The organism is Paenibacillus sp. HGF5, assembly GCF_000204455.1.
Classification (GTDB): Bacteria; Bacillota; Bacilli; order Paenibacillales; family Paenibacillaceae; genus Paenibacillus_AQ; species Paenibacillus_AQ lautus_A.
Genome location: NZ_AEXS01000168.1, coordinates 1 through 13332, shown reverse-complemented (window position 1 = coordinate 13332; position 13332 = coordinate 1). Strand labels below are relative to the sequence as shown.

The window sequence follows — 13332 nt, the reverse complement described above, 5'->3', positions numbered from 1 at the left end:
GAAGGAGAGTGTGGCTTGTGCGGGAAAGCGAAACCTGTGTACCGACCGGCGTGAAACCCCAAGACACCGGCTTTGGATATACATTGTCCTTAATCGGCGGCAAGTATAAAATGATCATCCTGTACTGGCTGTCGGAAAAAAAGGTCATGCGGCATAATGAGCTGAAGCGAAGCATCGGCTCCATATCCTTTAAAACGCTTAGCATCATGTTAAAGGAGCTGGAAACGGATGATCTTATCGTTCGGACGGAATATCCCCAGGTTCCCCCGAAAGTGGAATACACTTTATCCGAACGCGGACTTTCTCTCATACCTGTGTTACAAATGATGTGCGAATGGGGAGAGAAGAACAGTTTGAGCGCTCCGGAAGGTGTACAGCGTGAAGCTTGACGACGGCCGATGTAACTAAAGAAGTATTTCCTTCAGAAGGAAATACTTCTTTTTTACTTATTTGTTCATCAACTCATCATAGGTTGTCTAAGAACTTCAAATACTGCCGGGCGCTTATATCCAATGTGCTTTGGGGCGGCCACGGCTCCATGTCCGGCGCGTTTCCGCCAGGTTCCTTCTCCTGCCCGTAGAAAGCATAGAACGAGCGATAGTCGGCATCGCAATATAAGAACGTCGTCTCAAACGGAGCCAGCAGCTGCTCCAAGGTGTGGCGATACCTTCCGACTTCCCGATAATCTTCCTCTTTAATGCCGGCGGATACGGCTAATGCGACTTTGCGTTTCTTTAGTTTATCGCCTCCTTTCGAACCATAAGCCCAACCATAAGTCAAAACATCATCCAGCCATTGTTTTAGGAGCGGCGGGCAGCTAAACCAATAAACGGGGAATTGCAAAACTAAATTTTGATGCGATTCTATGAGCTGCTGCTCTTTTTCCACGTCAATGATTCTGTTCGGATACGCCTTGTGTAATTCGTGAACGGTATACTTATCCGGGTATTGCCGGAGTTCTTCTATCCAGCGCTTATTGATGAGCGATGCTTCTATGTTCGGATGCGTTACGATAACGAGTGTTTTCAAAAGATGATTCCTCCTTGGGGTTGATGTATGTTCTAGAGTATAAAGGGCTCGCCGGATTGATGTAAGTATGCACTTTTCTTACAGGTACTTACCAAAAGGTGAGCGTTCTGGGGGAAACGGCTGGTCCGATCCGGTGCCACGGAAAAACAATCTATCAACTTTATGAAATTTATGATATATAATTATTTGCATTGAAATGCATCGGAATGGGCGCGTACGGGTACATATTCTCTAGATCGATGTATCGGATCACCGACAAAATGCATGTAGGGCTCGCATTAGGAAATAGTATCAGTATCATATTAATTTCATCGAAGGGGTTCTTTGTTGCATGGTAGACTTTTTTATGAATTTCAATCCCATTATCCAAGCATTGCTGGCCACCTTGTTTACCTGGGGGATGACGGCGTTAGGTGCGGCTCTTGTTTTTGTTACAAGGACATTGAACCAGCGCTTGCTGGATAGTATGTTGGGGTTTGCCGGTGGCGTCATGATTGCGGCCAGCTACTGGTCATTATTGGCACCGGCCATCGAACTGTCGGAAGGCAATCCGATCGGGAACTGGTTTCCGGCTGCGTTCGGATTTTTATTAGGCGGAGTATTCATATGGGGAATCGATAAGATTCTACCCCATCTTCACCCCAATTCTCCGATGGGAGGAGCGGAGGGGTATAATCCGAGAGTGAGAAAAAGAAGCACCTTGCTGGTTCTGGCCATCACGCTGCACAACATTCCGGAAGGATTAGCGGTGGGGATCGCATTTGGGGCTCTTGCGAACGGGGGAACGGAGGCATCTCTGGTGGGAGCCTTGACACTGGCACTGGGCATCGGCATTCAGAATTTCCCGGAGGGTGTAGCTGTCTCGATGCCGCTGCGCGGTGACGGAATGTCGCGGAGAAAAAGCTTTTTCTATGGACAGTTCTCGGGAATGGTCGAACCTATTGCCGCGGTAATAGGCGCGGTCGCCGTAGCTTTCATTGAACCCATGCTGCCGTATGCCTTGAGTTTTGCGGCCGGAGCCATGATCTTTGTCGTAGCCGAAGAGGTGATTCCAAGCTCGCAGGAAAAAGGCAACAAGGATTTGGCTTCGATGAGTTTGATGTTTGGTTTCGTGTTAATGATGATTTTGGATGTAGCACTGGGATAGTACCTTATTAAAGAAAAAGTCGCGGAATTGGCGGCTTTTTTTGTTTTCAAGCATAGTCTGAGGTTTATTTCCGGCGAGCTGGCTTCCCTTTCCAGGATTGAAGTTGTAACGATTTGTTCTTCCATAGGTTGTGAGGTATCTCAGCATTACTAGACTTAAGTCGGGGTTCCAATCTCATTCGCGGGGCCAATGCTCATTTCCCGAAGGGATGGTATACTGAACAGGACTTCAGATATTGGAAAAACAAACCAGAGAACTCATAAAGGGATGATACGGAAGGAATGAGGAACACGGTATGAAGAAGAGAACAGGATATTTGATCGTGGCAGTCGGTGTGCTGCTGTTGATCTTTACGATGAACCCGAGGAACATTTTTTCGGATATTCAATTCGGCTTTTCCTTTGACACCAAGAAGATAAATGAAGAGCAAACGCTTGATGCGAATGATTACCGAGATTTGACGGTAAAGACCGGAAGCATCAACATACATGTCGTCCCAGGAGCAACGGATCAGATCACAGCCCGTCTGAATGGAAAGGTAAGTTCGAAATATGCCGACCAGGTGAAACTGCAGGTTGAGCCGAACGGCGATTCGCTGACGCTTGGCGTCGAAGAAGATCATGGCATCAATCTGGGCATAAGCATTATGGATCTTCAGTTAACGGTGGAGTTACCGGAAAAGCAATGGGCAGCGGCTCAGATTGAAAGCGGGAGCGGCGAAATCGAGGTGGAAAACATGCTGGGCGATACGGTCACAGTCAAGGCAGGCAGCGGCAATGTCAATGTCCAGCAGGTGAACGCCGGCGAGCTAACGGTGCATACCGGCAGCGGCAATATCGAAGTTGAGGAGGTTGAAGCCAAATCGGTGGCGCTGCAATCGGGGTCCGGCGAAATCTCGGCAGACGGCTATCATGCCGAACAGCTGAGCTTTCAAAACGGCAGCGGCAACGTTGAGCTGAGTGATGGAGAAGCGGCTTTGCAAGGCAAGACGGGATCCGGCAATATCCGCGTGGATGCGGATCGGTTGATCCATAATGCGGATCTGCGAGCCGGCAGCGGGAACGTCAGCATTGACCTGGATGAAGAGCCTTCATCGCTGGAAGTCGATTTCCAGGGAAGCTCCGGCGAGGGGAAAATAGAGTGGGACGGAATGCGTTATGAGGTTAAGGACGAGGACAAGGGAAGACTGAAGGGAACGCTCGGCAGCGGCGAGGTGCTGCTGAAGGTTCGCACGGGCTCCGGGAACTTCAGGCTGGAATAAATCCTGATAGTCACTAATGGGACGGGAAGACATCCTAACGGGGATGTCTTCTTTGTTGCGTACGAAGGCATTAAGGTGCAGAAGCCAAGGTGAAGATCTATCGATTGAAGGCGAATGCAATGTGTATAATGAGGAAGAATATTTGCTTCCAATTTCTAGGGTGAGGAGATATGAAATGCTTCCGATTCAATTGCATGAAATACCCCAATCGATCATAGATGAAGTAGGTACGGTATCCAAACTGGATTTTCCAAGACAGGGCCATACATCGGATGTAGGAATTCTGGATAACGAACAGGGGCGCTTTATCCTAAAGCGAACGAAGGGAGAGCATTACAGCTCGTGGCTGGCACAAGAAATCCGCGTTCTGCATTCCCTGCAAAAGACATCGTTGCTTGTCCCTTCGGTTTTACAGGTTTGTGGAAGATAAAGAAAACAATCAATCGTGGGCGCTGTTGAAGTTTTTCGAGGGTGAAACATTAAGGCAGGCACTGGTCCGCGAGAAGAATTCGGAAAAAAAGCATGAGATGATATTCAATTTCGGTGCGATTTTGTCCGCGATTCACGCTACGCCCTGCCCTGAAGAAATGAGGGGAGAATCCCCTTGGCTGGATGACATGCTGCTCCGTGCGGAATATAACCTAAGACATTACAATGTTGATGGAACCGCTGAATTATGGGATTCGTTGAATAGGAACAAACCCCAGACTATAACCAACACCTTAATTCATGGTGATTTCACGATTGATAATGTTTTGGTTCGCAACGGAAACATTACGGGCATCATTGATTGGAGCGGCGGAGCTCTTGGTGATCCAAGGTATGATGTGTCTTTAGCGATACGTCCTAAACCGAACGCGATTGAAACCGAATCGGAAATCGACGTTTTCTTTGAAGGATATGGAAGAGGAAGGATTAGCGAGTCGGAGTACAAGTACTTTGAAGAAGGATTATATGCATTTTTCTAGATAGGATCGGTCGGACTAATCACCTGATTATGATTCGTACTATAACAGCTGACGATACGAAACCGTCAGCTGTTCTTTATTCATATTAAGCTATAAGTGCCAAGCTTCCACTAGTAAGCAGCGGACCAAATTAAAAACCAAAAGCCTGCTGAATCAGTTTCGAGTAGATGGCCGCCGCTTCCTTCCGCAGAAGATTGTCCGTTGGCCGGTAATCGGCCGCACCGTTTGCATCCTTGGTCACTTCGGGACCATGCATGCCGGTTCCGACCATAAACTGCACCGCTTCATCTGCCCACGCGGCCGGTTTCGTACGGAGTTTGGCCGGGACGGCCTTCGCGCCAAGCGCGTGATGTGCAGTCCGCCATATGATAGCTGCAGCCTCTTGGCGCGTGATCGGCTGATCGGGTTCGAAATTCTGGTTCGTCTTGCCTTTCACAGCGCCCATATCCGCAGCATTCTGCACATAACCAGCGAGCGGGTGCCCTTGCATATCTTTGAATATGCTTACACTTTCGCTAGGCTTCATGCCGGCCAGCCTGCTGATGACGCTGACAAACTCCGCGCGGGTGATCGGTTCATCCGGCCGGAAGCTGGATTGTCCTGTATCCCCAAAAGCCTGGAGAGACCGAGCGAAGTAGATGTCCTTGGCATAAGGATTTTCTTCAGGGACGTCGTGGTAAGGAGCAGGCTTCGGGAGTTTCTCGGACATGCTGTCCATGGCCGTGTAATACATATACGCAACATCACCGTTAGCATCTTCCTTAAACGCAGCGGGTACACCGTTCTCATCCACAAACCGCAGCGGTCCGACCGGTTTGAGTTTATGCTCGCCCATGGCATCTTTAACCAGCAGCTCGCCTTGTCCGACAGTCACCTCCGTAGCGATAATCGGAGTCCTCAGGCTTCTGTATAGGCCCTCAAATTTCTGCAGCTGCTCCTGATGGAGTGGGAACGGGCTCTCTGAGCCTTGCTTTTTCGGATAAAAATGATCCATGAACGCGACGAAAAAATCGCTGCGGATCGAAGCGCTCTTGTCGCTGTTAACAACGATCAGACCACCGACATTCTGGTCGGGAAGCAGCCAAAGCCAGGAATGGTAGCCCTCCAAATCGCCGCCTTTGCCAATCACCGTTTGGCCGTTATGGCTGTTGTGCATGAACGACTCGAAGCCGTAAGACGTCAACGGAATGCCAGCGGCATCATAATGCGTCTTGTGCATTAATCGCGTCGTCTCCTCCTTCAGGATGCGGGCGGATCCGAACTGGCCCTCTTTCAGATGGGCAGTAATGAAATTGGCCATATCGGTACCGCTGGCGAACATGCCGCCTTCAGGTGCGATGGTGGGCACGTTCTCGTAAGGCTTTATCGGATGTTGATCGACATTGTATCCTGTGGCAAGATTCGCGATGATATCGTCGTTCATTCGAAATGCGGCATGCTTCATGTTCAGCGGGGCGAATATTTCCTTTTTGACATAGTCCTCAAATGGCTCTCCGGATACGCTTTGGACAATATATCCCTGCATGGAGGATGCCAGATTGTCATACCGGTAAGCTTCACCAGGCGTACGAACCACAGCCGGAGCATTCACCCGGATGAAGTCGGCGAGCGGAATCTCGCCCTTCTGAATGATGTGAGGCGGAACCGAGTAGCTGTCCGTAAAATCGAAGCCTGTCGTATGCGTCAGCAAATGCTCAACGGTGACGGGGGCGCCGGTTTGGTTAGGGATCTTCACATCCGGCATGTATTCGGTTATGTTTTGCTTCAGGTCGATTTGTCCGTTCTCGACCAGCTGCATCACCGCCGTTGCGGTAACCGATTTTGATATCGACGCCATGCGGAACAAGGTGCGATCGGGATCAATCTTCTTCTTGGATTCAAGATCGGCGTAACCGTAGCCCGTATTCAACAGCACCTTGTCGTCTTGCACGACCACTACTAGTGCGCCTGCCAGCATGTCCGAAACCTGGGGATCGGCAAAATAAGCGTCAGCGAATGCCTTGACTTCGTTGGAGCTTAGTACCGGTGCCCCCGCATGCCGGGATTCGACTGGGACTTCTGCGGATTTGGCCGCTGCCGAATGAATATCGACGGGGAAAGCCAGCAGACTGGCGGACAGCATGGAGGCAGCCAATACACGAATGGTTCTTGACTTGCTTTGTTTCTTCGGCTTCATGAGTTCCTCTCCTTATCTCATTTGCTTTGGATTTCCACTTAATGGTAGACCATGCAGGGAGGAGGAAGAACAGTCCCAAGAAGGAGTTTGAACTGGATCCGCGGCAGGAAACCAGACTCGACTTTGGTCCAGGGAAATGTGTTGGCATCCGAGCAACGCATGATTTATACCATAAACCATTAAAAAGTATAATAAATTTTCTGAATAATCCGTTAAATCTTCAAATTAATATACTATAATTGTATTAATAGTAAATGTCATATATTGGGGATGATCACGATGAACTTATTCATGAAGGAGAGCGGAAACATTCATGCGTCAAGGATGATCGTATTTTTGCATGGGGGCGGGGTAAGCGGCTGGATGTGGAACAAGCAGCTTCCCTCTTTTAAGGATGATTACTGCCTGGTTCCCGATTTACCCGGACACGGTGGCAGCTCCGCCAACGGGCCCTTTTCCATAAAACGCACTGCAGCGCAGATCAATGAGGTCATCTCGAGTATGGCGGACGGAAGGGAAATTGTTGTATTCGGTTTTTCCTTGGGGGCGCAGATTCTCGTGGAAATGATGTGCCAACGACCTCAACTCATCGATTACGCAATCGTAAACAGCGCTTTGCTTAGACCGATGCCGGCTGCCCTGAAGCTGATCGAACCTTCTATACGAATGACCTTTCCGCTGACCAAATACCGATGGTTCTCCAGATGGCAGGCAAGCACGCTGTACGTGAATCGGGATGATTTTGAACAGTATTATACGGAATCCCTGCATATGCCTTCGGAGCTGCTGGTTTCGGTCCTCAAGGAAAACATGTCCTATTCAATCTCTCCAAGCATCAAAGAATCTTCGACGAAGGTATTGGTTACGGTCGGGGAGAAGGAAAGAGCCAGTGTTAAAAAATCAGCCAGGGACCTCGTGCAGCTATCCAACCGTGCGGAGGGGATCGTGTTTCCCGGTATCGGGCACGGCATACCGCTTGCCGATCCGGCATTATTCAACCGCGTAACGGGGAAGTGGCTGAACACCGGGGAACTACCGGAAGATCTTTCTCAGGTGTAGTACGGAGGCGAGGAAGATCAGGGATTCCATTTTACAAATTAGCAGTGGACTTTGCCCTAAGGGCAAGGTGTAAAGTGATCTTGAATCAAGAGTCTATATACGGAAAGAGGTGAATCCTTGCTGCCGATCGGGGAATTCTCCAAACTATGCGAAGTATCAACGAAGACGCTTCGGTATTACGATGAAATCGGATTAATTCATCCGGATCAGATCAATCCGGAAAACGGGTATAGGTATTATTCCATCGGTCAGCTAAAGAGAATGCTCTATATTAACCGGTTGAAGTCTTACCATTTTTCACTGGACGAAATCAAAGAAATCTTAGCGGGGGAACCGGGTCACTCGGATGAGAAGCTTTACACGGCCCTTCACCGCAAGCGTCGGGAAGTCCAGCACAAATTAGACATGTATCATCATGCCCTGAACCAGATGGACCAGGATATCCTGAGCCTGGAAAAGGGCATCGACGTGATGTCGTACCTGAACCGAATTGAAGTGCAGCTTGTGGATCGTGCACCAATGAATCTTCTTTTCATGCGCCAGATGATGAGCAGGGATGATTATGCTCTGGGTTATGGCAGGTATTTTAGCGGATTATACGAACAGATTGCCAAGGAGAAGCTTACATTGGTTGGTACGCCCATGACGATTTATCACAGTTCGGAATACAATCCCGCAGGCAATGACACCGAGTTTGCCCTCCCGGTCAAGGAGAGAGCTATTGGAACGAGGAAACTGGGGGGAGGACTATGTGCCAAGTCTGTTTGGAAGGGTTCCTATTTGGGTTTGACATCGGTATATGCCAGGCTCAGGGAATGGATAGAAGAAGAGGGATATGCATTGAGCCAATCCCCGTATGAAATCTATGTAACCGATCCGAATCAAGCCACGGCGGCCGAGCATTTGGTTACCGAGGTCTATTTTCCCGTGTCGAAAAAACAAATGAAAAATGCGAGGTATCTCTAATGAAGAGAGAGTATTGGCCAACGATGGCATGGCAAGCCGCTGCCCCTGAAGCCTTGAGATTGGATGCCGGCAAGCTTTCGGCCCTTGATGCTTTGATCCCATCCGAATACGGCAACATCAACGGTATAGTCGTGGTGAGAAACGGATATATCGCATATGAGAAATACGATCATGGTTACGGCCCGGAGGATACCCACCATGTGGCATCGGTCACTAAGAGCATTCTATCCGCCCTCATAGGCATTGCCATCGGTGCCGGCTATATTGACAATTCGGATCAAAAGGTGCTGGATTTCTTCCCCGAATATGAACACAAGTTCGCTGATCGGCAAATACAAGACATTACGCTTCGCCATCTTCTTACGATGACGGCCCCTTATCCATTTGAGGACTGGCGCGAGCCATTGGACAAAATGTGCATGCAGCCTGATTGGGTAGCATATACGCTTGATATGCTGGGGGAAGGAGGAACCCTGGGAGCGTTCAAATATTCCACCGCAGGAGTGCATCTGCTGTCAGCCATTATCACCCGCACCACCGGAAAAAGCGCACGCGCCTTTGCGAACGAACACTTGTTTAAACCGATTGGCATGACCGAAATCCCGGATCATGACATGGGATCATTCGGATTTGATCATTTATTCGGTAAAGACGTCAGGGGATGGGTGAAAGACCCCGGTGGTAACACCACGGGTGGTTGGGGCCTTACGTTAAGCCCGCGCGATATGGCGCGTTTCGGTTTTCTGTACCTGAACCGCGGCATATGGGACGGACAACCGATCATAGCGGGAAATTGGATAGACCAATCAACGGCGATGAACGCTAACCATTACGGTTATTTGTGGTGGCTGCGGGATGAGGACGGAATGTATACATATTCGGCCGTAGGCGATGGAGGCAATGTCATCTGCTGCATTTCGGAAAAAGATATGGTTGTAGCGATTGCATCGTCCTTTATCGCCAATCCGCGGGATCGATGGACCTTGATAAAGGAAGGCGCGCTATCCGCTGTCATAGAATGAATCGAAGAACGTAAACGCCATTCGCACTATCTTCTTTCCTTGTTACGTACCTGGTTCTCATTGCAATTCCATTCTGCTAGAATATGTGTAATCCGATTACGCAGCGAATACACCCAGCTCCTAGCTCCTGAATAGCAGACAACCGTTTGCCCTCGATGAAAGAAGGGGCGAACGGAACGTATGTTGTCTTATATGGGCACACAACCGATGTGGTACGGAGCTTACATCATGGGATATAACATTCAATTGTCAGTATGATCTTCAACGCGAGAGGTTTTAGATTCATGGCTAGGAGGGAAGGATTCCATTCCTCTTCCGGGAGGATCGGGCCTCACTTGTAGGAAGTCCGGCAACCCAAGAGGAAATCGCACATGCGGAGCAGCAGCTGAATGTAAGGTTTCATGAGGACTATGTACGTTTTATAAGAAGGTTCGGAGGAGCTTATGCGGGCCTTGCGGTACATGCATTCTCTAACGGCTCCAGCATTGGAAATGAAACCGTCGCAGATTTGACGCTGGATTTCCGCGAGCAGTATAAGGAGCTTCCTATTGGAGACGTAATACAAACCAGTTATGTCATCTCGATCGACGGATCCGGCTATCCGATAATCATCGACCAATCAGGGAAGGTGTTCATCTGCCATCACGATTCGGGAGAGGTCATACGATTGGCAGATTCCTTTGAGGCGCTGATCGAGGAGAATTTCTATGAATGGTAGGTGGTTCATAACCGAAATCTATCAAGTGGAGATGAGAACAGTCACTGAAGTTGGTTGAAAATGAAGATGGAGGGAGTTCTCGTGTAATGTATGAACGATTGGCTGAGAAACTGGAAAGCACGACAGCCGTGAAATGGTTTCCCGGACGCGGCGCGAAAGAGGAATGGATCGCCGAGGCAGAAACGGAGCTTGGATTCAGCCTGCCGCCTTCCTATCGCTGGTGGCTCAAGAACTACGGCAGTGCCACGCTGAGCGGGACGGGAATTCTCATGTTAGCTCCTCCGGATGTGAGGGAATATGTCGATACGGATATTCTATACATACATCGCCTGAATCAGGAAGATGAGGAGTGGCGAGAGCAATACCCGCAAAGGCTGGATCTGTTCGTGCCGGACGAGGACGAGCTGTATTTTTTCGATACGTCCGCCAAAGATGAGCGGGGGGAGTTCCCTGTCATGCGTTATGATCTTATGAATGATTTGATCGAGGAGTATGCTCCGTCATTTGCAGGATTTTTAGAACAATTGATTGACAAACGCAGTGCGGTATATTGAGCACGTAACATGAAAACCTGCAAAATGAACCGATATGATGTGAACAGCCGCAGTCTCCAGACTGCGGCTGCTTGTATCATATGGAAGAGTTGTTCCTTATCATGAAGACAAGCATGCTGTTTACGCCAGTTCCAGCACAACCATTTGATGATTATCCAGACTAGGAACCGAGTAGTTGATCTCCCCCTGACTCCCAATCGTGTATGGAAGCTCATCCATCGAGGGGGCCAGATAGACCCGCTGGATCGAAGGCGCTGAAGGCAGGCGCAAGCGGACGGAAACGTTCCGCAGCGGCACGATGTCTTCAATGACTTCAACGCGCCCCTTCAGGACAGGAGAGGCAAAGAGAAGGTGATTAATATAACGATTCTCATCCTGCTGATACTGCAGCGTCGCGATGCCCCGTGCCGGCAAATCGCAGCGCAGAGTAGGCTGCGGCAGGAGCCGGTCGATCGCATGCAATACCATCTCCTTCAGAATGAGATGGCCGTTGTCCGCATAGTCGCCGAACACATTCCAAGCGATGTAGATGCCGTTTGTGCTCTCGATCATGCCCGGGCCGCCGTCTTCTCCGGCGCTTGGCGTGTGCTGATGTGAGCAGAACGTGAACACATCGCGGTTGAAGTACGGATTCTCCCGGCTGCCCAGCGTTCGGCCGCCGTTCAATTCAACCAGCTGTCCTTCAGCGTACATCACGAATGATGCTGGCATGAGAGGACCGGGAACAAAGTCCGGGCGGAAATAAGATGGACGGTATGGGCTCTGGCCTTGCCAGTTCAATCCGAGATCCAGCGTAAACGCGTCTCCCGCAGCATTCAAACCCGAACGACCCGAGGCAAGAACTTTTCCTCCACCCGCGGTGAATGCACGGATGTCCTCTTCCAATTCGGGCCATATTGGCACCTCGTCCGGCAGTATCAGCACTTTGTAGAGGCCAAAATGAGCACTTGCATCCACGATGTCGTAAAGGTAGTGCCCTTCGGTCAGGATGCGTACCGCACCGGCATCCGCCAGGTTGTTTCGGTCATCCGACTTCCGTGCTTCCGGACAAGCCTCCCAAGCAGCCTCCAGCGACAGGACGGCGATGTCCGCGACGGAAGAGGTTGCGCTGCACCAAGGCTCCTTCGCTTCCACCTCCGCATAGGCTGTGCCGATCAAGGCGTAGGTTGCTTCATCCATGAGACCCGATGGATGAAGCTGGTCGCCGATCGAGCACTTGGCGCCATGGGCGAGACTGAGCGCCGTTTCGAAGCGCAGCGCGTTCGGATGCTTGTATCCGCCGAATTCGCCCCAGGAGGTATGGAATTTGCCCGTCATGCCGAGATAGTCCATGCCTAGCGTCTGTGCATAGCGTGCGGACAGCGGAAAGTGATCGTAACCCCAACCTCCGGTAGGAAGCGATTCGAGTTCCAAATGGCTGTTGACTTGAGCAAGGTCGCGGCGGCCGCGACGTTGATGGCCGCTGTTATGGAATACCGGCAGACCGGGTTTGATCTCATCGATCGTTTCTCGTACGCGGCGGGCATAGTTAAGGTAGGTGGATTCGCCTAACGCGGCAACGGCAGCTTCATCGCGAGGGTCATGACCGGCTGATCGCAGCGCGGCTACGCAATGCTGGCACCGGCATTGACGGATTCCGACGATGTCAAGGAAAATGCCGTCCGCATCATACCTGGAAACTACTTCGCGGATTTGCGCCAGCAAGATGTCCAGGTATGGCGTGTTGAAGCAAAATTCATGGTAACCGGGCGTCATGAAATCTCTCGCCCAGCGCGTACGGTCTTCCGCGTCGCGGATCAGCCATTCGGGATGGCGCCGCGCCAGCTTTTCGTCCAGCCCCGCGGATAAGTACACCGGCGTCTTGACGCCGATTTCATGGGCAGCCGAGATCATCTCGCCCAGCAGATCGAATGAGAGATGCGGGTGCGTTTCATTGGCTTCGCTCGGATGGTAAGCCCAGCCGTGATGGCATTTTGAAAACACGGTGATGGAATCGACATGCCCCGCGCGCAGCATGTTCTGAAACTGGAGTTTTGAAAACCGGCTTCCGATGCCGGGAATGGCCTCGGATGTATGGAAATCGAGATGAACCTGACGAAAACGCATGCGTAAACAACCTCCTTAGTCGCTATATGAGAGCGGTTTCTCGTGATCAAATGTACCTCTTTTTCATGCGGGCAACCAGTGATAATATAGACTTTGATTAGCACAAAATGAACTTGCGAAAAGGAGGGGACGGCCGTGCTGTGCTTAGAATTCGCCATACCGCCGCTGCCGCAATTCGTTACGGCCGGACATGCCGTATGGAAGCCGGGAGACAGGCATTTCGCCCGCACCTTCGGCGTTTATGACCTGCTTCTGGTTACGAAAGGAACGTTCTATATGACCGAAGAACAGACGGAGTATGAGGTCGGCGCGGGAAAGCTGCTGGT

At 50.5% G+C, this 13332-nt stretch carries 13 protein-coding genes and 1 pseudogene; 11 read left to right on the top strand and 3 right to left on the bottom strand.

Annotated elements, in window-relative coordinates; all coding sequences use genetic code 11:
• Positions 1–17: 17 nt before the first annotated feature.
• A complete protein-coding gene (locus HMPREF9412_RS28165; protein WP_009595294.1) occupies positions 18–389 on the top strand; it encodes a winged helix-turn-helix transcriptional regulator in 372 nt (123 codons plus the stop codon).
• Positions 390–465: 76 nt separating this feature from the next.
• Here HMPREF9412_RS28165 and HMPREF9412_RS28160 read toward each other — a convergent pair whose 3' ends face one another.
• Positions 466–1029: an NAD(P)H-dependent oxidoreductase gene (locus HMPREF9412_RS28160; protein ID WP_009595281.1), complete on the bottom strand. Its 564-nt coding sequence runs from the start codon at positions 1027–1029 to the stop codon at positions 466–468.
• A gap of 331 nt (positions 1030–1360) precedes the next feature.
• Between HMPREF9412_RS28160 and HMPREF9412_RS28155 the strand changes: the two genes are divergently transcribed.
• The 4 genes from HMPREF9412_RS28155 to HMPREF9412_RS28145 all read left to right on the top strand — a co-directional run bounded on the left by HMPREF9412_RS28155 (position 1361) and on the right by HMPREF9412_RS28145 (position 4405).
• On the top strand, positions 1361–2176 hold the full coding sequence (locus HMPREF9412_RS28155; RefSeq protein ID WP_009595288.1) for a ZIP family metal transporter: 816 nt from the start codon (positions 1361–1363) through the stop codon (positions 2174–2176).
• Between the two features lie 295 nt (positions 2177–2471).
• Entirely contained in the window at positions 2472–3437 is a 966-nt protein-coding gene (locus HMPREF9412_RS28150; RefSeq protein WP_009595271.1) for a DUF4097 family beta strand repeat-containing protein, read from the top strand.
• Positions 3438–3612: 175 nt separating this feature from the next.
• Positions 3613–3867, top strand: coding sequence for a hypothetical protein (locus HMPREF9412_RS33495; protein ID WP_009595309.1), 255 nt, complete (start codon positions 3613–3615; stop codon positions 3865–3867).
• A complete protein-coding gene (locus tag HMPREF9412_RS28145; protein WP_009595283.1) occupies positions 3857–4405 on the top strand; it encodes a phosphotransferase family protein in 549 nt (182 codons plus the stop codon). Before HMPREF9412_RS33495 ends, HMPREF9412_RS28145 begins: the two co-directional genes overlap by 11 nt.
• A 130-nt stretch (positions 4406–4535) precedes the next feature.
• Here the strand turns inward: HMPREF9412_RS28145 and HMPREF9412_RS28140 are convergent, their stop codons facing one another.
• On the bottom strand, positions 4536–6581 hold the full coding sequence (locus tag HMPREF9412_RS28140) for a serine hydrolase (protein ID WP_009595293.1): 2046 nt from the start codon (positions 6579–6581) through the stop codon (positions 4536–4538).
• A gap of 279 nt (positions 6582–6860) precedes the next feature.
• On the opposite strand from HMPREF9412_RS28140, the gene HMPREF9412_RS28135 reads away from it, so the two are divergent.
• The 5 genes from HMPREF9412_RS28135 to HMPREF9412_RS28115 all read left to right on the top strand — a co-directional run bounded on the left by HMPREF9412_RS28135 (position 6861) and on the right by HMPREF9412_RS28115 (position 10900).
• Positions 6861–7640 (top strand): alpha/beta fold hydrolase, encoded by a 780-nt coding sequence (locus tag HMPREF9412_RS28135; RefSeq protein WP_009595301.1) that lies wholly within the window; start codon positions 6861–6863, stop codon positions 7638–7640.
• Between the two features lie 117 nt (positions 7641–7757).
• Positions 7758–8606: a MerR family transcriptional regulator gene (locus tag HMPREF9412_RS28130; RefSeq protein ID WP_009595298.1), complete on the top strand. Its 849-nt coding sequence runs from the start codon at positions 7758–7760 to the stop codon at positions 8604–8606.
• Positions 8606–9628: a serine hydrolase domain-containing protein gene (locus HMPREF9412_RS28125; RefSeq protein WP_009595304.1), complete on the top strand. Its 1023-nt coding sequence runs from the start codon at positions 8606–8608 to the stop codon at positions 9626–9628. The genes HMPREF9412_RS28130 and HMPREF9412_RS28125 overlap by 1 nt, the downstream gene beginning before the upstream one ends.
• 301 nt (positions 9629–9929) lie before the next feature.
• Positions 9930–10346, top strand: coding sequence for an SMI1/KNR4 family protein (locus HMPREF9412_RS28120; RefSeq protein WP_036673855.1), 417 nt, complete (start codon positions 9930–9932; stop codon positions 10344–10346).
• An 86-nt stretch (positions 10347–10432) separates the two neighbouring features.
• Complete coding sequence (locus HMPREF9412_RS28115) at positions 10433–10900, top strand: SMI1/KNR4 family protein (protein WP_009595305.1); 468 nt, start codon at positions 10433–10435, stop codon at positions 10898–10900.
• A gap of 120 nt (positions 10901–11020) precedes the next feature.
• Here HMPREF9412_RS28115 and HMPREF9412_RS28110 read toward each other — a convergent pair whose 3' ends face one another.
• Entirely contained in the window at positions 11021–13006 is a 1986-nt protein-coding gene (locus HMPREF9412_RS28110; protein WP_009595274.1) for an alpha-amylase family protein, read from the bottom strand.
• Positions 13007–13141: 135 nt separating this feature from the next.
• Between HMPREF9412_RS28110 and HMPREF9412_RS28105 the strand changes: the two are divergent.
• A pseudogene (locus HMPREF9412_RS28105) lies at positions 13142–13332 on the top strand (AraC family transcriptional regulator); the annotation flags it as partial.